This window comes from Streptomyces sp. RB17 (genome assembly GCF_009604455.1).
Classification (GTDB): Bacteria; Actinomycetota; Actinomycetes; order Streptomycetales; family Streptomycetaceae; genus Streptomyces.
The window spans coordinates 253859-274801 of record NZ_WEGL01000003.1; the positions used below are offsets into that span (position 1 = coordinate 253859).

The following is a 20943-nucleotide window of genomic DNA, read 5'->3' on the forward strand; positions in this document are numbered from 1 at the left end:
ACGAACGACGACTACGACCTAGCCCAGCCGGGGCTTGATCTCTTCGATGAAGATGGTCCGCTTCTGTTCCTCCGTGAGATGGCACGCGGAGGCCCGGTCCGGGGCGAGCAGCGGCCGCTCGCGGACACAGCGGCCCGTGCCCTCCACCCGGTCCTGGAAGGTGCAGCGGGGATGGAAACGGCAGCCGGACGGCGGGGTGAGCAGCGACGGCGGGGTGCCGGGGATCGGGGAGAGCGGGGCGCCGAGGTCGGAGTCCAGGCGCGGCATCGAGTTCAGCAGGCCCCAGGTGTAGGGGTGGCGGGGCGAGCGCAGCACCTCGTCGGTCGTGCCCCGCTCCACCGCACCGCCCGCGTACATCACCATGATGTCGTCGGCCATGTCGGCGATCACCCCCAGGTCATGGGTGATGAACACGATGCCGGATCCGAACTCCTGCTGCAGGTCCTTGAGCAGATCGAGGATCTGCGCCTGGACCGTCACGTCCAGGGCGGTCGTCGGCTCGTCGGCGATCAGCAGGTCGGGGTCGCAGACCAGCGCCATGGCGATCATGGCGCGCTGGCGCATACCGCCGGAGAACTGGTGCGGGTAGTCCTTCGCCCGCTCCCTGGGGTTGGGGATGCCGACCTTGCCGAGCATGTCCACGGCGCGTTCCCAGGCCTGCTTCTTGGAGGCGCCGGTGTGCTTCATGTACGGCTCGGCGATCTGCCGGCCGACGGTGTAGTACGGGGAGAGCGCGGTGAGCGGGTCCTGGAAGATCATGGCGACCTTGTTGCCGCGCAGCTTCTCCAGCTCGGACTCGCGGGCCGTGGTCAGCTCCCGCCCGTCCAGCAGGATCTCACCCTCGACCGTGGTGAACATGGGGTTGTGCAGGCCGAGGATGGTCAGGTTGGTCACCGACTTGCCCGAGCCGGACTCCCCCACGATGCCGAGCGTCCTGCCGCGCTCCAGGTCGAAGGAGAGGCCGTCCACGGCCCGTACGACGCCGTCCTCGGTCTTGAAACTGACGTGCAGGTCCCGCACCGAGAGCAGGGGACCGGTGCCGGCCGGGGTCGGAGCACCGGCCTCCTTGGTCAGAGTGGTCACGACAGTGCTCCTAGGCCAGCCGCACGCGCGGGTCGATGAAGGCGTACGCGGCGTCGACGATGATGTTGAACAGCAGGATCATGCTGGCGGAGAAGAGCATCACGCCGAGCAGCAGCGGCAGGTCGCTGAAGAAGACGGACTGGACGGCGAGGTTGCCGAGGCCGGGCAGGGAGAACGTGTACTCGGTGATGATGGCGCCGCCGAACAGCGAGCCGAGGTCGATGCCGAAGATGGTGACGATAGGGATCAGCGAGCCGCGCCAGGCGTAGCGGAAGAACACGTATCTGCGGGACATGCCCTTGGCGCGGGCGGTGCGGACGTGTTCCTCCTGGAGCTGTTCGATCATCGAGGACCGCGCCATACGGGTGTACTGCGCGGCGAAGATCGTGGAGAGGACGACCCAGGGGATGATCAGGCCGGTGAACCAGGTGAGAGGGTCCTGGGTGAACTCGTTGTAGGCGGGCTTGTCGAACCAGTGGGTCTGGTAGACGAGGATCGCCAGGGCCAGCGGGCCGAGGAAGTAGATCTGCAGCGAGCTGATCACCATGGCACCCGCGGTGGCCGTCTTGTCGATCAGTGTGCCGCGCCGCCAGGCGGCGAGCAGGCCGGTGCCGAGCCCGACGATCAGGAAGCACACGGCCGCGCCCAGGGTGAGCGAGACGGTGGTGGGCAGCCGGTCCATCAGGGTGCTCCAGACCGCCTCGTTGGTGTGGTACGAGTAGCCGAAGCAGGGGGCGGGGCACGGTCCCTGGGCGAACTGGTTGCTGCCCATGACGAGGTTGTGCAGGAAGATCCAGTACTGCTCGGTGATGGGTTTGTCCAGGCCGAGCACATGGTGGATGTTCGCGATGGCGTCGGGGTTGCAGGTCTTGCCGCACATCATCAGCGCGGGATCCCGGGGCACCCCGAAGAACAGCACGAACGTGACGATGCTCAGCAGGAACAGAATGACGACGGCACCGATGATCCGGCGGACGAGGAAGCGCAGCATGACAGGGCAGCTCTCAGACGTCGGCAGCCTTGGCGGTGCCCGGCGCGCCCCCTGCTCGGGAGCGCGCCGGGTACTACCGGACGGGGACGGTTACTTGATGTAGAGGCGACGCGGGTCGACCCCGCCGATCACGTCGTCGTAGACCATGCCGCCGACCTTGGAACCGGCGATCTGGACCTGCTTGTAGTACGCGGTCGGGACGACGTTGACGACGTCCTTGACGATGTACTGGTCGAGCTTCTCCCACTCGGCCGCGGACTTGACCGGGTCGGTGATCGTGTTGATCCGGTCGATCTCGCTGTTGATCTTCGGGTCGTTGACCTGCGAGTAGTTCTGCGCACCGTCGGCGATCACGCGCCCGTCGTACAGCGGCGGGATCACGGTCGAGGCGGACGGCCAGTCGGCGCCCCACGCGGTGTGGAAGATGTCGTAGTTGTTGTTCAGCTTGGAGACCTGGTCGTAGTAGGTCTCGGCCGGGATCTCCTGGCGCTGGACGTTGAAGCCGGCCTTCTTCAGGCCCGCCGCCATGGCCGTGGAGTACTGCTGGCCCTCGGGGGTGTTGATGTAGCCGAAGGTCAGCTTCATGTTGAGCTTGCCGGCCTTCTGCAGCAGCGCCTTGGCCTTCGCCGCGTCACCGCCGGGGGCCTTCTTCTTGCCCCACGGGTCGAAGGAGGGGTCGTAGCCGGAGACGGTCGGGGAGATCAGGCCGCCCGCGACCTCCATGGCGTCGGTGCCGCCGTAGGCGCGCACGAAGGGGGTGACCGGCAGCGCGTAGGCGATGGCCTCGCGGACCGTCTTGTCCTTCATGGCCGGGTGGCTCATGTTGATGTTCATCTGGCCGACGTACGGCTGGTAGCCGGAGACCGTGCGCGACTTCATCTTCGGGTCGCGCAGCACCTGGGAGAGGTTGCCCGCGTCGACCTGGTTGTTGAAGCTGATGCCGGTCTGGTCCGCGCCGCTGTCGGCGAGCAGGGCCTTGGTGGAGGTCTCGAACTGCTGGTTGAACGTGATGTTGAACTGGTCCACGTACTGGTTTCGGATCGGGTCCGTCTTCGGGTCCCAGTTCGGGTTCTTCACCAGCACCATGGACTTGCCGGACTTGAACGACTGGACCTTGTACGGGCCGGTCACCACCGGGTTCTTGTCGTACCGCTCCTTGGTGTCGCCCTTCTGGGAGACGGCCGCGTAGCCCGCCATCGCCAGCGCGTAGGGCAGGTCGGCGTGCGGCTTCTTGAAGTGGAAGACGATGGTCTTGTCGTCCGGGGTCGACAGGACGGAGTCGGGCAGGTGCTTGCCCTTGTACGGACCGTCCGGCAGCAGCTTGCGGTAGGTGGCGCCGGAGGTGTCGGCGAGCCACTGCTGCAGGTAGGTGGGGCCCTGGTTGATGAACGGCGCGAAGAGCCGCTCGATGCTCCAGCGGATGTCCTTGGACGTGATCGGCGTGCCGTCCTGGAACTTGATGCCGTCCTTCAGCGTGTACTTCCAGGTCTTGCCGCCGTCGGTGGTGGTGCCGGAGTCGGTCGCGAGGTCACCGACCACCTCGTGCTGGTGGCCGTCGTTGCCGGTGGCCTTGTAACCCGTGAGGCCTCTGTGGAGCAGCGTCGCGAGGGAGCCCTCGTCGGAGACGTAGATCTGGGCCGGGTCGAGGTGCGCGTACGAGTCCCGCTGCAGCACCTCCATGGTGCCGCCGGACTTGGCGCCGGGCACGGGGGCCGCGGGGCCGGTGGAGTCCGCCGTGCCGCCGAACTTGATCGACGCCTGCTGCCGCTTGGCGTCCTGCTGGTCCTTCTTGTCACTGGTGCCGCTGTCGCTGCCGCCCTTGCTGCAACCGGTGAGCACGAGAGCTCCGGCCGCGAGCACGGAGAGCGCGCTGTAGACGTGGCGTCCGCCCCTACTCATCACGAAATTACCCACCCATCCTTGAAACTGACGTTCCGTGTGGTTGACGTACTGCGGTCAGCGTGCGGTCTTGGGATCGAAGGCGTCCCTGACCGAGTCCCCGAGCAGGTTGAACGCGACGACGAAGATGATCATCGATACGCCGGGGAAGAACATGTAGGTGATGTCGTTCTGCATCACCAGTTCGGTGGACGCCTTGGAGAACATCTGCCCCCAGTCCGGCGTCGGTTCGACGATGCCGACGCCCAGGAAGGACAGACCGGCCTCGGCCGTCACGAAACCGGGCAGCAGGTACGTCGCCTGCACCAGCAGCGGGGTGACGACGTTCGGCAGGATCTCCTTGCTGATGATCCGCCACGACGAGGCCCCGCTGACCTTGGCCGCCTCGATGAACTCCCTCTCCCGCAGGGCGAGTGCGGTGCCGCGCAGGATGCGCCCGAGCCCCATCCAGCCCAGGAACCACTGGACGATGATCAGCGCCACCACACGGACGTAGGTGGGTGTCTCGTCGCGGGGACTGACGAACAGGGACACCACGACCGGCATGCTGGCGATGAAGAACAGCTGCGCGGGGAAGGCGAGCAGGAAGTCGATGACCCGGCCGATGAAGTAGTCGGTCCTGCCACCGAGATAGCCGGCCGCGACACCGAGCAGGATGCCGGTCACCACAACCGTGATGGTGACGGCGACCGAGATCATCAGCGAGGTGCGGATGCCGTAGATCAGCTTGGTGAAGACGTCGTAGCCGTTGCCGGGTTCGAGACCGAACCAGAACTCACTGCTGATGCCGCCGTTGGGATGCACCGGCACGCCGGCGCTGTCGAAGAGTTCCGGGCGCTCGTCCGCGTACACCGTGTACGGGTTCTTCCCGTACAGCTTGGAGATCAGCGGGGCGAACAGTCCGATCAGGAAGAAGAAGCCCACGACGTAGGCCGAGATCACACCGGTGCGGTCGCGCTTGAAGCGCAGCCACATCAGCTGGCCGGGGGACCGGCCTTCGAGCTTGACGGCTTCGCTCTTCGCCTCCGGCCCTGGTTCGCCGTCGACGACGACCGAAGTTCCGCCGCCCTCAATGTCGATAGGACTTGTCACGGTTCGTCCGTTTCACAGATATGAGTGTGAGAGGTTCCCGGGTACTCCGAGGACGCGCGGAACCGCGAGGCGGACGCGCGTAGTTCTACAGCCGAATCACACCGCTGGAAGCGACGAACTGACCCACATGGTGTTTGTGACACCGCGCATGGGGGTTCCTCCTCATGACTCCACGTGTTCACCAACAGAAGAGGGTTTCCGTCTTGCCTCCGACACCCCTGACGGAGGGCCAGACACCCTCTGGTGCTCGTGAGTCGACGCGCTGTCCCCACAGCGCGAGACCCATTGACCCGAGCGCTACGCGGCTAACTATCTGCCATGGGTCGACCACCGACCACTGCCCGTAGATCTCAATTCAGTCACGGCTCACGGCTAGACCTTCCAAAATCTGGACAAACTGTTCGCCGGAAGAAGGCGCGAAACGGACTTGTTACTTGGCTATCGGGCAGCGATCTCCGCATGTCGGACATGCGGCCCCCGAAAACGGGTTGCAAAAAGCCCGGGTGTCCCCATTCTGGGGGCACCCGGGCTCAACTGTTCCGGAATCAGCCGTGCTTGGCGCGGCTCGCGGCGCGGGCCCGCTCACGCTGGTCGAGGTTGACCTTGCGGATGCGAACGGCTTCCGGGGTCACCTCGACGCACTCGTCGTCGCGGCAGAACTCCAGCGACTGCTCCAGCGACAGCTTGCGCGGCGGCACGATCGACTCGGCCACGTCGGCCGTCGAGGACCGCATGTTGGTGAGCTTCTTCTCCTTGGTGATGTTGACGTCCATGTCGTCGGAGCGGGAGTTCTCACCGACGATCATGCCCTCGTACACCTCGGTGCCCGGCTCCACGAAGAGCACGCCGCGCTCCTGAAGGTTCGTCATCGCGAACGCGGTGACGGCGCCGGAGCGGTCGGCGACCAGCGAGCCGTTGTTGCGGGTCTGCAGCGTGCCGAACCAGGGCTCGTGGCCCTCGTGGATGGAGTGGCCGATGCCGGTGCCGCGGGTCTGGGTCAGGAACTCGGTCCGGAAACCGATCAGACCACGGGACGGCACGACGAACTCCATGCGCACCCAGCCCGAGCCGTGGTTGGACATGTTGTCCATGCGGCCCTTGCGGACACCCATCAGCTGGGTGACGGCACCCATGTGCTCCTCGGGCACGTCGATCGTCATGCGCTCGACCGGCTCGTAGACCTTGCCGTCGACGTCCTTGGTGACGACCTGCGGCTTGCCGACGGTGAGCTCGTAGCCCTCCCGGCGCATGGTCTCGACCAGAATGGCGAGCGCCAGCTCACCACGGCCCTGCACCTCCCAGGCGTCCGGGCGCTCGGTCTCCAGCACGCGCAGCGAGACGTTACCGATCAGCTCGCGGTCCAGGCGGTCCTTGACCTGGCGGGCGGTGACCTTGCGGTCCTTCACTGCCGACTTCGCGTCGGCGCCCTTGCCGGTGCCGCCACGGCCGACCAGCGGCGAGGTGTTCGTACCGATGGTCATGGAGATCGCGGGCTCGTCGACCGTGATCAGCGGCAGCGGGACCGGGTTCTCGGTGTCGGCCAGGGTCTCGCCGATCATGATGTCCGGGATACCGGCGACCGCACAGATGTCACCGGGGCCGGCCTTCTCCGCCGGCTTGCGGGTGAGCGCCTCGGTCATCATCAGCTCGGAGATCCGCACGTTGCTGATCGACCCGTCGCGCTTGATCCAGGCGACCGTCTGGCCCTTGCGCAGCTCGCCCTGCTCGACCCGGAGCAGCGCGATACGGCCGAGGAAGTTGTCGGCGTCGAGGTTGGTGACGTGGGCCTGGAGCGGCGCGTCCTCCTCGTACGTCGGAGCCGGGATGTGCTCCAGGATGGTGGAGAAGAACGGCTCCAGGCTGTCGGAGTCGGCCGGGACCGTGCCGTTGTCCGGCTTGGTCAGCGAGGCGATGCCGTCACGGCCGCAGGCGTAGACGATCGGGAACTCGATCTGCTCCTCGTCCGCGTCCAGGTCCAGGAACAGGTCGTAGGTCTCGTTGACGACCTCGTCGATCCGGGCGTCCGGGCGGTCCGTCTTGTTGATGCACAGGATGACGGGGAGGCGGGCCTGCAGCGCCTTGCGCAGCACGAAGCGGGTCTGCGGCAGCGGGCCCTCGGAGGCGTCCACCAGCAGCACGACACCGTCCACCATGGACAGACCACGCTCGACCTCGCCGCCGAAGTCGGCGTGGCCGGGGGTGTCGATGATGTTGATGGTGATCGGGTCCCCGCCGTCCTTGGGGTGGTACTTCACCGCCGTGTTCTTGGCGAGGATCGTGATGCCCTTCTCACGCTCCAGGTCGTTCGAGTCCATCATGCGGTCGTCGACGCCCTCGAGCTGGTGCGCGGCGAAGGCGCCGGCCTGCTTCAGCATGCCGTCGACGATGGTGGTCTTGCCGTGGTCGACGTGAGCGACGATGGCGACGTTGCGGATGTCGTGACGTGTCATGGACACAGCCATAGTGCGAGGAACTCCCGGAGTATGAGGATTGCCCTGCGCGTACGTCTGTGTCGCGCGGGTCCTGCCGGGCTGGACACGCCACGGCCTCACCCCATGGTACGTGGCCCCGAGGGAGTCGGCCTCCTCAGGGCCGTGTGATCATCTCCATGGAGATCAACTGGGTGAGGGGCGGCCGGTGGGAGGGATCGGGAACTTCCCGCCCTTCTTCAGGAAGCCCATGTCCTCGTAGACCGGCGTCCGGAAGCCGAAGGCCCCGGCGTTGACCAGGCTCTTTCGCACCGCGACGAGCTGAGGCCGCTGGTACAGCGGGATCGACCCGGCAGCGGCCCAGATCCGCGAGTCCGCCTTGCGGATCAGCGCCACCTCCTCGTCCTCGTCCAGGGTGGCCGCGGCCTCGTCGAACAGCTGGTCCACCTGGTCCGTGCCGACCCGTGTGTAGTTCTGCTCGACGTTGAGCGAGCCGTCCGCCGCCGGCACCGGCTTCGCGTACACCGGCCGGTCGTCCGTCGCCGGGAACGCGGAGGTCGGCCAGGAGTACAGCGCGAGGTCGTAGTCGCCGGAGGCGATGTGGTCCTTGAAGTAGCTCGCGTCCGGGACCTTGGAGATCGTCGTGCGGATGCCGACCCGCTCCAGCATGGCCGAGATCCGCTCGGCGACCGAGTTCAGCGTCTGGGAGCCGGGGCCCGTCGGGAGCACGAAGCGGAGCTGGAGCGGCTTGCCGTTCTTGGCGAGCGGCTGGACGGCCGCGGCCGCCGGCGCGGCCGTGCCCTGGGGGGCGTACGCACCCTGTGCACCCCCCTGCTTGCCCTCCCGGGCCAGATGCCGGTCGCCGCCGTCCCCGCGTCCGCCGTTCTTCTCGTCCCCGCCGACGACGTACTCGCCGTCCCCTCCGCCGTCGGACTTCTCCTCGTGGTCGCTCTTGTCGCGCTCGGGGCCGGCCGCCTTCTCGCTCTTCTTCTGCGTCTTGACCGGGCCGCCGGGCACCCAGCCGGCGTCGGTGAGCAGCGCCTGTGCCTCCTTGGGGTCCGGGCCGCCGATCGCGCCGCTGTTGTCGGCGTACGCGGCCTGCCCGGACAGGGCGAGATGGCTGCCGACCGGAACGGCGGGCAGGCCCAGCGGGGTGAGCACCAGCCTGGCCAGTTCCCGGCGGTCCAGGGCGCGGGCGACCCCCCGGCGGACGCGTTCGTCGGCGAGGGGGCCCGTGGAGCCGTTCAGGGCGAGCTGGGTGTAGGCGGGCTCCAGCGACTTGCGGACCTCGACGCCGCTCAGCGCCTGCTGCTCGTCCAGGTACTCGGAGATGGTCCTGCGCAGCTGCTTGCGGCCGGCCTCGACGTCGTCGGAGTCGAAGTCGTGCGCGCGCGCCCAGTCGCGCAGCTTCTTCACCGAGGTCTTGCCGGAGCCCTGCAAGGGGTTCGCGGCGGGGTGGGCGGCGAGCCCGATCCGCTGGGCGTCCGCGGGGTCGACGTCGGCGATGTCCACGCTGCCGTCGGCGAGCGCGGCGGCCCGCTTGTCGCGGGGTACGGCGTGCAGCACGATCTCGTCCAGCTTGGCGCGCTTGCCCCACCAGCGCGGGTTGCGGGTGAGGACGACGTCCTTCGCGGCGGTGTCGACCTTGTTCACCGTGAAGGGCCCGGCGGTGACCGTCAGCTTGCGGCGGGCGCCGTCGTTGAAGGCGCCCGGGGTGCCCATGACGTCCTTCGGGTACAGCGGGGAGAACAGCGACTTCCAGTCGGCGTAGGGGCGGGAGAAGGTGACCCGGACCTGGAGGTCGCTGGCGCCGCGCTCGATCTTCTCGATGCGGTCGTAGCCGGCGTTGCGGGCGGTCCAGTAGGCGCTGTTCTTCCCGGCCAGGGCGCGCCACTGGGCGAGGAAGTCGGCGGCGCCGATCTCCCGGCCGTCGCTCCAGACGGCCTGCTGGTTCAGCTTGTACAGCACGACCTGGCGCGGCTCGGTCTCGATGACCTTGGCCGACTCCAGGTAGGCCGGGTTGGGCACCGGCCGGCCACTGGCGTCCAGCCGGAACATCGACGGCAGGACGGCCTGGGCGACGCGGCTGGTGCCGGCGTCCGCGTCGGCCTGGAAGGTGTTCAGGGTCTCGGGCACGGCGTCGACGGCCCACTTCAGCGTCCCGCCGTCGGCGACCAGGTCACGGGCGGCCGGAGCGATGTCCTGACCGGCGAGCGGCTTGCTGACCTTTTCGTCGTGGCTGCACCCGGCGAGGAACGGCACCGCGAGCACGCCCGCGGCCAGGAAGGAGACCGAGCGGGTGACGCTCCGCTGGAAGGGCCGGGATGCGCCGTCGGTCGTCTGCCGCGCCGTCGTGGTTGCTCGCGCAGTTCCCCGCGCCCCTTCGGGACGCTGCCCAGCGCGGACGCCGTCGTGGGACATCTCTGCTACCTCCGGGAAGCCGCGGGTTTATGCTCGCATTTGTCGGTATATGGAACTGATCACCTTTGGCGGTATATGGAGCTGATCAGATCTATGCGGCCCACTGAAGAGGAAAGGATCCGGCCACACCGGGCGACACGGCGACGACGGACGGTAACCCCACCCGTGCGGCGCAACACCACCCGAGATGCACCAGTGCGCCTCCGCCAATCGCTGCACACGCCTTCACATCGGCGGGTGTGACGCGCAACACTCCAAGGCGCATGAACGTTGCCGCCCAGGGTCCGCCGGACCCGCGGAAGTGAGGGCAAGTCATGTCCGTGCACGACGACATCACCTCGGTCCAGCGTTCCCTCGACGACCTCAACCGGTCGCTGGGACGGCTGGAACACCAGCTCGGCAGCGGCGGCCTGGAGATGCGCCGGGTCCGCCTGGACGCCGACCATCTGCGCGAGAGCGTGGCGCTGCTGCGTGCGGCCGCCACCACCGGGGAGGCCCCGCGCCGCCCCGACCTCGTCACCATCTCCGACGCGCCGTACGACACCAGCCTGTGGGTGGGCTCGGACGACGAGGGCCTGGGCGCCCGCGACCGGCACGCCCCCTGATCCCTGACGACCGGAGCCTGCCTTGGCCACTGGTACGGAACCCCAACAGAACAGCGGCGGCGTACGAACCGGTGCGCGCGCCGCACTCACGGCCCCGCATCTGCGGACCGACCGCTGGTGGCTGGCGCCCGCCGTCACCGCGGCCGGTCTGCTGGCCTTCGTCGTCTACTCGACCTGGCGGGCCTTCGCCAACGCGCACTACTACGCGGCGCCGTACGTCTCGCCGTTCTACTCGCCGTGTCTGGCGGAGAACTGCAAGAACATGCCGTCCGGCCCGAACGCGGACCTCTTCGGCAGCTGGTGGGCGATCTCCCCGGCGATCATCATCCTGATCTTCCCGCTGGGCTTCCGCCTGACCTGCTACTACTACCGCAAGGCGTACTACCGCAGCTTCTGGGCGTCCCCGCCCGCCTGCGCGGTGGCCGAGCCGCACCGGGCGTACACCGGCGAGACCCGCTTCCCGCTGATCCTGCAGAACGTCCACCGGTACTTCTTCTACGCGGCGATCCTGGTCGCGGGCGTGCTGACGTACGACACCGTGCTGTCCTTCCGCGACACGCACGAGAACTGGGGCCACATGGGCCTCGGCACCGTCGTGTTCCTGGTCAACATCACGCTCATCTGGGCGTACACCATCTCCTGCCACTCCTGCCGGCACATCGTCGGCGGCAAGCTCAAGCACTTCTCCAGACATCCCGTGCGCTACAAGGCGTGGCAGTTCGTCGGCAGGCTCAACGCCCGGCACATGCAGCTGGCCTGGGCGTCGCTGCTGAGCGTGGCGCTCGCCGACTTCTACGTCTATCTCGTCGCGTCCGGGGTCTTCGCCGACCCGCGCTTCTTCTAGGAACAGGTGAGCCGTCTAATGTCCGTGGTGGACCGCCAGGAGTGGGACGTCGTCGTGGTCGGTGCCGGCGGCGCCGGGCTGCGGGCCGCGATCGAGGCGCGCGAGCGGGGCGCCCGTACGGCGGTGATCTGCAAGTCGCTGTTCGGCAAGGCGCACACGGTGATGGCCGAGGGCGGCATCGCGGCGGCCATGGCCAACGCCAACGAGCACGACAACTGGCAGGTGCACTTCCGCGACACCATGCGCGGCGGCAAGTTCCTCAACCAGTGGCGGATGGCCGAGCTGCACGCGCAGGAGGCCCCGGACCGGGTGTGGGAGCTGGAGACCTGGGGCGCGCTGTTCGACCGTACAAAGGACGGGCGGATCTCCCAGCGCAACTTCGGCGGCCATGAGTACCCGCGCCTCGCGCACGTCGGCGACCGTACGGGCCTGGAGCTGATCCGCACCCTCCAGCAGAAGATCGTCGCGCTGCAGCAGGAGGACTTCAAGGAGACCGGGGACTACGAGTCCCGGCTGAAGGTCTTCCAGGAGTGCACGGTCACCAGGGTCCTCAAGACGGCGTCCGACGGCGGCTCCCCCGCGGGGGACCGTGTCTCCGGGGTCTTCGCCTACGAGCGCGAGACCGGACGCTTCTTCGTCCTGGAGGCCCCAGCCGTCGTCATCGCGACCGGCGGTATCGGCAAGTCCTTCAAGGTGACGTCGAACTCGTGGGAGTACACGGGTGACGGGCATGCCCTCGCCCTGCTCGCGGGCGCGCCGCTGCTGAACATGGAGTTCGTGCAGTTCCACCCGACGGGGATGGTCTGGCCGCCGTCGGTGAAGGGCATCCTCGTCACGGAGTCGGTGCGCGGCGACGGCGGGGTGCTGCGGAACTCCGAGGGCAAGCGGTTCATGTTCGACTACATCCCGGACGTCTTCAAGGAGAAGTACGCCGAGTCGGAGGAGGAGGCCGACCGGTGGTACGAGGACCCGGACAACAACCGGCGCCCACCCGAACTCCTCCCCCGCGACGAGGTGGCCCGCGCCATCAACGCCGAGGTGAAGGCGGGCCGGGGCTCGCCGCACGGCGGGGTCCTCCTGGACGTGTCCACCCGGATGCCCGCCGAGGTGATCCGGCGCCGGCTGCCCTCCATGTACCACCAGTTCAAGGAGCTGGCGGACGTCGACATCACGGCGGAGGCGATGGAGGTCGGCCCGACCTGTCACTACGTGATGGGCGGTATCGCGGTCGACTCCGACACGGCGGCGGCGCGCGGGGTGCCGGGCCTGTTCGCGGCCGGTGAGGTGGCCGGCGGTATGCACGGCTCCAACCGCCTCGGCGGCAACTCGCTCTCCGACCTGCTGGTCTTCGGGCGCCGGGCGGGCTGGCACGCGGCGGAGTACGCGCAGGGGCCGGCCCACCGGCGTCCGCCGGTGGACGACGCCCAGGTCAACACGGCCGCGGCGGAGGCCCTGCGGCCGTTCTCCGCGGAGGCGGACCGGGAGGGCGAGGCGGGGCCGCCGGAGAACCCGTACACCCTGCATCAGGAACTCCAGCAGACCATGAACGACCTGGTCGGCATCATCCGCCGCGAGGGCGAGATGGAGCAGGCCCTGCACAAGCTCGCGGAGCTGCGGGTACGGGCCCGCCGGGCCGGGGTCGAGGGCCACCGCCAGTTCAACCCCGGCTGGCATCTGGCGTTGGACCTGCGGAACATGCTGCTGGTCAGCGAGTGCGTCGCCCGGGCAGCCCTGGAGCGCACCGAGTCGCGCGGCGGCCACACCCGCGAGGACCACCCCACGATGGACCGCACGTGGCGCAACGTGAACCTGCTGTGCGCCCTCGCCGACCCCACCGGCGGCCTCGCGGCGACCGACCCCGCCCGCGGCCAGATCCGCCTCACCCGCGAGACCACCGCACCCATCCGCCCGGACCTGCTCGCCCTCTTCGAGAAGGAGGAGCTGGTCAAGTACCTCGCCGAAGAGGAGCTGTACGAGTGAGCAGCTACGAGGCCCGCTTCAAGGTGTGGCGGGGTGACGTCGAGGGCGGTGGCCTGGCCGACTTCACCGTCGAGGTGAACGACGGCGAGGTGGTCCTGGACATCATCCACCGCCTCCAGGCCACCCAGGCCCCCGATCTGGCCGTGCGCTGGAACTGCAAGGCGGGCAAGTGCGGTTCGTGCTCGGCGGAGATCAACGGCCGCCCCCGGCTGATGTGCATGACCCGCATGTCGGTCTTCGACCGGGCGGAGACGATCACGGTGACACCGATGAGGGGGTTCCCGGTGGTCCGGGACCTGGTGACGGACGTCGGCTTCAACTACCAGAAGGCCCGGGAGGTCCCGGCGTTCGTCCCGCCCGCCGGGCTGGGCGCCGGCGAGTACCGGATGATGCAGGAGGACGTGGACCGCTCGCAGGAGTTCCGCAAGTGCATCGAGTGCTTCCTGTGCCAGGACACCTGCCATGTCGTCCGCGATCACGAGGAGAACAAGACGGCGTTCGCGGGTCCGCGCTTCCTGATGCGGGTCGCCGAACTCGACATGCACCCGCTGGACGCGGCCGCCGAGACCGGCCTGGACCGCAAGCGCACGGCCCAGGACGAACACGGCCTCGGCTACTGCAACATCACCAAGTGCTGCACGGAGGTCTGCCCCGAGGGCATCAAGATCACCGACAACGCCCTGATCCCCCTGAAGGAGCGCGCGGTCGACCGTAAGTACGACCCGCTGGTGTGGCTGGGCTCGAAGATCAGGAGGCGGACTTCGTAGCAGCGGGGCGACCGGGGCGCTGGGCGCGGAACTGGACCACCATCCCTCCCATCCACAGGCACCACCCCAGGGCCGGGAGGGCTTCCACCCCCGCGCCGGCGAGCGGCCCGAGGAACATGAACAGGCCCAGCCCGACCGCGCTCGCCAGCGCCCCGTACCCCCACAGCCGTGGCCGCAGCACCCGGGGAGGGAACCCCGACGGCAACCACTCCCCCAGGACGGCCACGGCGCCGAGCACCCCCATGAACGTCACCGCCAGCACGGCCGCCACCACCAAGAACATGTGCATGCCCATCATGCTCCCACCAGGGCCAGGGCCTCGGCCAGGTTGTACTCCGCGATCCCCCGCATGAACTCGGCCTGCGGGAAGTCGCCGTCGGCGAGCCGCAGCGGGCCGGCCACCAGGTTCAGGTGCATCGCCAGCCGGTACAGCCGCAGCCGGTCCTCGTCCAGGCCGGGGGCGCGCAGGGCGTCGTAGTGCGGCCCGAAGCGCAGCCGCAGGAAGACATGCTCCCACTCGGCGTCGAAGTACATCAGTCCTTCGATGTCGATGAGCGCGGGACGGCCGGCGGCGTCCAACAGGACGTGGTCCGGGCCGAGTTCACCATGGACGAGGCTGTGTTCCGCACGTGGGTGCACCGCCTCGGCCAGCGAACGCACGCGGTCCTCCAGCCGCTCCCGGGCGGCGGCGACCCGCGGGTCGCGTACGGCGGTCCCGGCGATGTCGGACAGGGCGCGGTCGGCGACGAGCCGGGCGCAGGAGGCGCCGTACGCGGTGCCGCCGCCGTCGACCAGCGCGACCTTGCCGTGGGCGGCGGAGCGGCAGCCGCGCAGGGCGTGCAGGGCGCCGGCCAGCTCCCGCAGCGCCGGGCCCGCCGCGTCCGGGTCCCGGCGCAGCGCCTCCTCCAGGCTGCCGCCGGCCAGGTCCTCGACCACGGCCGCGCTTGCTTCGGGGTCCAGGTGGAGCAGGCGGGGGGTGCGGACGCCGGCGGCGGCCAGGCGCTCGTGGGCGGCGGTGAACAGATCGAGTCCGGAGGCGTGTGAGAAGGGGTCGCGGGGGTCGGCGTCCGGCTGGTCCCAGTAGTCCTCGTCCGCCGACCAGACGTAGGCGATCGCGGTGCCGCCGTCGTCGAGGCGGAGCCGGTAGACGCCCTTTTTGGAGCCGCCGCGCAGCCGGTTGACGGCCGTGAGCGTGCGGTGCCGGCCGAGGGCGGCACGGGCAAGGGGGGCGAGGTCGGCGACGGTCCTGTGCTGTCGTGTTCCGGTCACCGGACCCAGTCTTCCCGATTCACCGGACCCAGTCCTCCCGATAGGCCGTCCAGTCCGCCTCGGTGGCCGCGAAGTCGACGTAGAGGGCGACGCCGAAGCGGGCCCGGTCCCTGGCGGTACGGGACAGGCCGAGGCGGACCCCGCGTACGGCGGCCGGGACGGTCTCGGCGCGGGCCCAGTGGCCGAAGCGGTTCTCGTGGTAGAAGGGCAGGCCCATGAGGAGATCGGTGGACTCGGGTGTGACCTCCAGGGCCAGCGAGGTCTGCTGGGCGACATAGCCGCCGTACAGGCTCTGCAACGGCTGCATGGTGTCGTACGACATCACCGCGATCTGGTCGACGCGGCGCGCGACCTGCCCGAAGTACGCCTGCGACCACCACTTGGGGTGGCCGGTGACCGTACCCCAGAAGGAGTGGAGGGCCGGGAGCGGATCGATCTGGTGGGCGGCGACGGAGAGCACGGCGTGGCGGGCGCGGGTGACGCTGCGCAGGGCGTCCAGGAGAGCCAGGTAGTTCCGGTCGCCGGAGTGCAGGGGCTCCAGGTCGAAGTGGGCGCCCTGGAAGCCGGCGTCCAGGATGCGGCGGGTGGACACCACCACGGCCGAGCGGGTCGCGGCGCGCTCCAGGTGCATGGCGTACGGCTTCTCGGGGGCGACCTCGTCGCCGAGCCAGGCCTGGATCCGGATGTGCGGCGCTCTGCTGTGCAGCGTGCTGATGAGCCAACCTGCCTTGGGGTACGCCGACGCCGGGAGCGTGCCGTCGTGTTCCAGGGGACCCGCGTGGACGTACAGGTCGCGGATCCCGGTGTCGCGCAGACGGCGGACCAGGGCGGTGACGTCGGCGTCGGTCTTGCGGCCGTCGATCCAGGCGTGGCCGAGCCAGATGGCGTCGCGGTCGCGGGTGTGCGTGCCGCGTTCCGGGGTGCCGCTGTAGTTGAGGCGGAGGGCGGTCTCGGCGGCGACGGTGGGGAGGAGCAGGAGGAGGACGAGGGCGAGCGCGGCGCGCCGCACTGCGCGGGCCCAGGTGCGTTTCCGGCTCGCACCGCCGGCGCGGGTTTCGGCGTCCGGTGTTGGCCCGTCGGTTATTGCCGTGTCGGTTACTGCCGCCTCGGCTGTTGCCCCGTCCGCCGGCGTCCCCTCCGCTGTCACCGCGTCCGCCGGCGCCCCGTCCGCCGTTGCGCGGTCGCTTCCTCTGGCGTCCATTCCTGACCCCCTGCCCATCCCGTCCCCCACCCGTATCCATCCCGCTCGCGAAGGCGTCTACCTGCCCATACGCTCCAAAATGTGACGTCCTCCCTGATCCGCGGCCGGCCCCGGCGCGCCAAGGCGCACATACGGGTGCGGGTGGTGCATGCCGTGCTGGGTGTCGTCGTCGGGGCCGGGTGGCTGGTGTTGCCGGTGATGACGGCCGGGCCGCAAGATCCGGTTCCCGTGGCGCCCACCGGCACCGTCGCGAGCGCCGCCGCCCCCCAGCAGGACGAGACGTCCACCACCGACCTCGTGCTGCCCCTGATCGCGGTGGCCGCCGCCGTGGGGCTGGCCGGATACGGCTATCTGCGCCGCACCCGCCGGGCCCGTACCCGTACGACCCCCGGGATCGTCTCTCCCGCCCCGCCGGCACCCACCCAGGCCGACTCCGAGCGTCAGGCGCGCGCCGCGCTGATCCTGGCCGACGACTGTGTGCGCACGAGCCGGGAGGAACTCCCCTTCGTCCAGGCGTACTTCGCGGAGACCGAGACCGAGCCCTTCGTCCACGCGCTGCGGGCCGCCGAGACCGAGCTGGCGGCCGCGTGCGCGATCTGGCGGCGGTACGAACAGAGGGTGCCGCAGGACGCCGCGGCCCGGCGGCAGGCGCTGGTCGGCGTGGTCGGCCGGTGCGCGGAGGCGGGACGCCGGCTGGACGCGGAGGCTCCCGCGCTGGACCGGCTGCGGGAGCTGGAGGGGCCGGGCCTGGCCGGGGCGCTGGAGGTCGCCGAGGGGCGGTTCCGGGAGCTGACGGGACGGACGCTGACCGCCGAGGACACCCTGACCGCCGTGCACGACCGCTGCACGCCCGCGGCCGTCGCGCCCGTCACCGGTTACCTGGAACAGGCCAAGGACCGGCTGGTGTTCGCCACCATGCGGCTCAACGAGGCCCGCCAGTCGGCCGACGCGGGCGACGGCGCACGGGCCGCCGCGCAGCTGCGCGCCGCCGAGGGCGCGGTGGCCCAGGCCGACATGCTCGTCACGGGGGTGGAGCGGCTCGCCGCGGAGCTGCGGGAGGCGGCGGAACTGGTACCGGCCGTGCTGACCGGCGCGGAGGCGGAGATCGCGGCGGTCCGGAAGGGGGGCGTGCCGGTCCCTCTGACCAGCGGTGAGCTGCATGCCCGGCTGGCCCACGCGGACGCCGTGCTGGCCGCCGTACGGAGGGAGCTGACGGCGGGTCCGTACGACCCGCTGGACGCCCTGCGCCGGATCGCGCGGGCGGTGGAGCGGCTGGAGACGGGCCACGCCGGTGCGCCGTCCGCCGCGGCGCTGCTCGTGGCGAGGAGCTGCGTCGCCGGGGCGGAGGACTTCGTCACGGTGCACCGGGGGGCGGTGGGCCCGGAAGCGCGGGTCCGCCTGGCGGAGGCGGTACGCGAACTGGGCGCGGGTCACGCCGGCCCGGCCGACTTCCTGGCCCGCGAGGCCCGGGACCTGGCGGAACGGAACGTCCGGGCCCACGGCAACCCGCACACGAGCGCCGACGGCGACGCGCCGGGTCTGGCCGCCGCGGTCCTGGGCGGAGTCCTCCTGGCCGAGGACCCGGACGCCGGCCCCCCGGCGAGCTACGGCGGACCACAGTCAAGGGCCCGCCGCCGCTTCTCGGCACCTGCCTGACCGGCAACGCCGCTCAGAAGAGGCTCAGCAAGGCCTCCGCCGGGTCGGTGAGCCCCGTCTCTCCCCCGGGCAACGGCAACTCGAACCACACCGTCTTGCCGCGAGGCGTCCGGCGCGATCCCCACGCCGCGCTCAGCAACCCCACCAGCTGCAGCCCCCGGCCCCCCTCGTCGGTGTCCCGGGCCCGCCGGCGCCGGGGCTGGACCAGCCCGGAGTCCCACACCTCGCACACCAGCGTCCGGTCCAGCAGCAGCCGTAGCCGTATCTCCCCCTCGCCGTACCGCAGCGCGTTGGTGACCAGCTCGCTCACCAGCAGCTCCGTGGTGTCGACCAGCGGCTCCAGATCCCAGCTGAGCAACTGCCCCCGGGCGTACTCCCGCGCCCGCCCCACACTCCGCGGCTCGCGCGGCAGCGTCCAGTCGCCGACGGACTCGGCCGGCAGTCCCTGCACCCGGGCCATCAGCAGCGCGATGTCATCCTCGCCGTGGTGGGTGTCGAGCGTGTTGAGGACGTGGTCGCAGACGTCCTCCAGCGGGCGGGAGGGATCGGTGAGCGCGCCGACGAACGCCTGCAGGCCCTCGTCCAGGGGGTGGTCCCGGGACTCGACCAGCCCGTCCGTGTAGAGCGCCAGCAGCGCGCCCTCCGGCAGCTCGACCTCGACCTCCTCGAACGGCTCCCCGCCCACCCCGAGCGGCATGCCGGGCGGCACGTCCAGCATCAGGGCCGGCTCACCGGGCTCGACCAGCACCGGCGGCAGATGGCCGGCGTTGGCGAACGTACAGCGTCTGGTGACGGAGTCGTACACCGCGTAGACGCAGGTCGCGAGGTAGACCTCGGAGAGGTCGGCGTCCCTCGGCTGGCGGGCCGCACGGGTCGCCTGCTGCACGCCCCCCGGGGTCCCCAGCCCCCGCGCGATCTCGTCCAGCGCGGACAGCACCTCCGCCGGTTCCAGGTCCAGCAGCGCCAACGTCCGTACGGCCGTCCGGAGTTCACCCATCGCGACGGCCGCCCGCAGCCCCCGCCCCATCACGTCGCCCACCACCAACGCCGTACGGTGGCCCGGCAGTTCGATCACGTCGAACCAGTCGCCACCCACCTCGGTCGCCGCGTTGCCGGGCAGATAGCGGCAGGCGATGTCCAGCCCGGAGGCCTCCGGGTCGCCCGGCGGCAGCAGCGAGCGCTGCAGTATCAGCGCCCGCTCGTGCTCCCGGCGGTACAGGCGCGCGTTGTCGATGCAGACCGCCGCGCGCGCGGCCAGCTCCACCGCCAGGTCCCGGTCGCGGTCGCCGAACGGCTCGCTGCCCTTGGCACGGGAGAACTGGGCGAGGCCGACGACCGTGTCGTGGGCGACCATCGGCACGGCCAGCGTGGACTGCACGAGGCCGCCCTCCTCAGGGGGCACCGCCTGCGGCCGGGCGGCGCGCAGGGCGTCCGCACAGGGCGAGTTGAAGGGAAAGTGGTGGACGGCGCCGACCTCGACGGGCTCGCCGGATCCGGAGAAGGGGGCGCCGGAGACGGCGCTCGCGAAGGCGACGCGGCGCAGTTCGGCGCTGCCGTCGGCGAGTCCGGGCGGGGTCTCGTCGCCGGTGAGCAGGCCCTGGTAGAGGTCGACGGTGGCGAGGTCGCAGAAACCGGGGACGACGACGTCGAGGAGTTCCCGGGCCGTGGTCTCCAGGTCGAGGGAGTTCCCTATGCGGGCGCCGGCCTCGTTGAGCAGGGCGAGGTTGCGCCGGGCGGCGGCGGCCTCGCGGGCGGCGGCGCGGCGGGCGGTGATGTCGGTGCCGAGCCAGGCGATGCCGATGGGCCGGCCGCTGCCGCTGTGCACGCGGTAGAGGTTGACGGACCAGTGCCGGCGCTCCTCGGAGCCGGGGACGTGGCCGGTGACATGCATGTCGGTGATGGACTGGCCGGTCTCCAGCACCCGCCGCAGGGTGGCCGAGACCCGCTCGGCCTCACCGCGCGCCAGATAGTCGTGAACTCCCTTGCCACGATGGTCGTCCGAGGTTCCGCCGAAGATGGAGGCGAACCGCTCGTTGACCCGACGGACTCTCAGTTCGGTGTCGATCAGCAGGAATCCGAACGGTGACTGGCCGAAAATGGCCTGCGAGGCGGCCAGATCGGTCTCGATGCTGCGCAGGGTACGGACGTCCACGACGATGCACACAGCGGCGTTGTCGCCCTCGGCGGTCCGGGTGGGCATGACGTAGACCTCGGCCAGGCCCTCCGCGCCGCGCCCGCCGTCCGCCGCGTCCGGCATCCGGAAGGGCACGACCCCGGTCCACTCCCGGCCGTCGAGGATTTCGGCCATCTTGCGCTGGCCGCGCTCGCGCAGGTCGGGGTCGATGAAGGCCTCTATCGGGTCCATGCCGACGGCGCGTGCGGCGGGGACGCCGAAGAGCTGCTCGGCGCGCAGACTCCACTGGTCGACCAGCCCGCCGGGGTTGATGGAGAAGGACGCGACCTTGATGTAGTCGTACATGGAACCGGGCGGACTGCTCTGCCACATGGCGTCGCCGGGTGCGGTGGCCTCCACGGCCTGGTTCATCGCGCCGTCCGACGGGTCCTCGGACTCCGTGGCCTTCGCTGGTATCTCGCTCACGCGAACCGTCCCCTCCAGCTCACCGCGCCCGGCACCGGTCACCGGCAGCGGCTGCCCGCAGTATCCAGCACTACGGCGCCGCACGACACGGTGTTCACGATCACAGC

15 protein-coding genes are annotated in these 20943 nt (G+C 70.1%); 5 read left to right on the plus strand and 10 right to left on the minus strand.

What is annotated here, in order from left to right:
• Window positions 1-18: 18 nt before the first annotated feature.
• The 6 genes from SRB17_RS14820 to SRB17_RS14845 form a co-directional block, all read right to left on the minus strand.
• Window positions 19-1083: an ABC transporter ATP-binding protein gene (locus SRB17_RS14820; protein ID WP_323375543.1), complete on the minus strand. Its 1065-nt coding sequence runs from the start codon at window positions 1081-1083 to the stop codon at window positions 19-21.
• Between the two features lie 10 nt (window positions 1084-1093).
• Window positions 1094-2074: an ABC transporter permease gene (locus SRB17_RS14825; RefSeq protein ID WP_153538765.1), complete on the minus strand. Its 981-nt coding sequence runs from the start codon at window positions 2072-2074 to the stop codon at window positions 1094-1096.
• Window positions 2075-2164: 90 nt separating this feature from the next.
• Window positions 2165-3973 (minus strand): ABC transporter substrate-binding protein, encoded by a 1809-nt coding sequence (locus SRB17_RS14830; protein ID WP_153538768.1) that lies wholly within the window; start codon window positions 3971-3973, stop codon window positions 2165-2167.
• 57 nt (window positions 3974-4030) lie between these two features.
• A complete protein-coding gene (locus SRB17_RS14835; protein ID WP_323375545.1) occupies window positions 4031-5065 on the minus strand; it encodes an ABC transporter permease in 1035 nt (344 codons plus the stop codon).
• A gap of 545 nt (window positions 5066-5610) precedes the next feature.
• Entirely contained in the window at window positions 5611-7527 is a 1917-nt protein-coding gene (gene typA, locus SRB17_RS14840; protein WP_153538770.1) for a translational GTPase TypA, read from the minus strand.
• A 153-nt stretch (window positions 7528-7680) separates the two neighbouring features.
• Complete coding sequence (locus SRB17_RS14845) at window positions 7681-9915, minus strand: ABC transporter family substrate-binding protein (protein ID WP_153538772.1); 2235 nt, start codon at window positions 9913-9915, stop codon at window positions 7681-7683.
• Between the two features lie 314 nt (window positions 9916-10229).
• Between SRB17_RS14845 and SRB17_RS14850 the strand changes: the two genes are divergently transcribed.
• Genes SRB17_RS14850 through SRB17_RS14865 form a run of 4 tightly spaced genes read left to right on the plus strand, consistent with a single transcriptional unit; the run spans window position 10230 to window position 14111 of the window.
• Window positions 10230-10520, plus strand: coding sequence for a hypothetical protein (locus SRB17_RS14850; RefSeq protein ID WP_153538774.1), 291 nt, complete (start codon window positions 10230-10232; stop codon window positions 10518-10520).
• A 22-nt stretch (window positions 10521-10542) separates the two neighbouring features.
• Complete coding sequence (locus SRB17_RS14855; protein ID WP_153538776.1) at window positions 10543-11364, plus strand: hypothetical protein; 822 nt, start codon at window positions 10543-10545, stop codon at window positions 11362-11364.
• 18 nt (window positions 11365-11382) lie between these two features.
• Window positions 11383-13344 (plus strand): fumarate reductase/succinate dehydrogenase flavoprotein subunit, encoded by a 1962-nt coding sequence (locus SRB17_RS14860; protein WP_153538778.1) that lies wholly within the window; start codon window positions 11383-11385, stop codon window positions 13342-13344.
• Window positions 13341-14111: a succinate dehydrogenase/fumarate reductase iron-sulfur subunit gene (locus SRB17_RS14865; protein WP_323375547.1), complete on the plus strand. Its 771-nt coding sequence runs from the start codon at window positions 13341-13343 to the stop codon at window positions 14109-14111. Before SRB17_RS14860 ends, SRB17_RS14865 begins: the two co-directional genes overlap by 4 nt.
• Here SRB17_RS14865 and SRB17_RS14870 read toward each other — a convergent pair.
• The 3 genes from SRB17_RS14870 to SRB17_RS14880 are packed head-to-tail and all read right to left on the minus strand — an operon-like array spanning window position 14092 to window position 16599.
• Window positions 14092-14400: a hypothetical protein gene (locus tag SRB17_RS14870; RefSeq protein ID WP_153538780.1), complete on the minus strand. Its 309-nt coding sequence runs from the start codon at window positions 14398-14400 to the stop codon at window positions 14092-14094. The genes SRB17_RS14865 and SRB17_RS14870 overlap by 20 nt on opposite strands.
• Before the next feature lie 5 nt (window positions 14401-14405).
• Window positions 14406-15380, minus strand: coding sequence for an aminoglycoside phosphotransferase family protein (locus SRB17_RS14875; protein ID WP_323375549.1), 975 nt, complete (start codon window positions 15378-15380; stop codon window positions 14406-14408).
• A 19-nt stretch (window positions 15381-15399) separates the two neighbouring features.
• Window positions 15400-16599 carry a glycosyl hydrolase family 18 protein gene (locus tag SRB17_RS14880; RefSeq protein ID WP_194294039.1) on the minus strand — a complete coding sequence of 400 codons (1200 nt, stop codon included), beginning with the start codon at window positions 16597-16599 and terminating at the stop codon, window positions 15400-15402.
• 63 nt (window positions 16600-16662) lie between these two features.
• On the opposite strand from SRB17_RS14880, the gene SRB17_RS14885 reads away from it, so the two are divergent.
• Window positions 16663-18237: a hypothetical protein gene (locus SRB17_RS14885; RefSeq protein WP_323375551.1), complete on the plus strand. Its 1575-nt coding sequence runs from the start codon at window positions 16663-16665 to the stop codon at window positions 18235-18237.
• Window positions 18238-18250: 13 nt separating this feature from the next.
• On the opposite strand, the gene SRB17_RS14890 is transcribed toward SRB17_RS14885, so the two are convergent.
• Window positions 18251-20836 carry a SpoIIE family protein phosphatase gene (locus SRB17_RS14890; RefSeq protein WP_323375553.1) on the minus strand — a complete coding sequence of 862 codons (2586 nt, stop codon included), beginning with the start codon at window positions 20834-20836 and terminating at the stop codon, window positions 18251-18253.
• Between the last annotated feature and the right edge of the window lie 107 nt (window positions 20837-20943).

Excerpts from the sequence above, each read along its gene's own strand:
- SRB17_RS14825 (WP_153538765.1), bottom strand. The coding sequence starts at position 2,074 with ATGCTGCGCTTCCTCGTCCGCCGGATCATCGGTGCCGTCGTCATTCTG.
- SRB17_RS14830 (WP_153538768.1), bottom strand. The coding sequence starts at position 3,973 with ATGAGTAGGGGCGGACGCCACGTCTACAGCGCGCTCTCCGTGCTCGCG.
- typA (WP_153538770.1), bottom strand. The coding sequence starts at position 7,527 with ATGGCTGTGTCCATGACACGTCACGACATCCGCAACGTCGCCATCGTC.
- SRB17_RS14845 (WP_153538772.1), bottom strand. The coding sequence starts at position 9,915 with ATGTCCCACGACGGCGTCCGCGCTGGGCAGCGTCCCGAAGGGGCGCGG.
- SRB17_RS14850 (WP_153538774.1), top strand. The coding sequence starts at position 10,230 with ATGTCCGTGCACGACGACATCACCTCGGTCCAGCGTTCCCTCGACGAC.
- SRB17_RS14860 (WP_153538778.1), top strand. The coding sequence starts at position 11,383 with ATGTCCGTGGTGGACCGCCAGGAGTGGGACGTCGTCGTGGTCGGTGCC.
- SRB17_RS14870 (WP_153538780.1), bottom strand. The coding sequence starts at position 14,400 with ATGCACATGTTCTTGGTGGTGGCGGCCGTGCTGGCGGTGACGTTCATG.
- SRB17_RS14880 (WP_194294039.1), bottom strand. The coding sequence starts at position 16,599 with ATGGGCAGGGGGTCAGGAATGGACGCCAGAGGAAGCGACCGCGCAACG.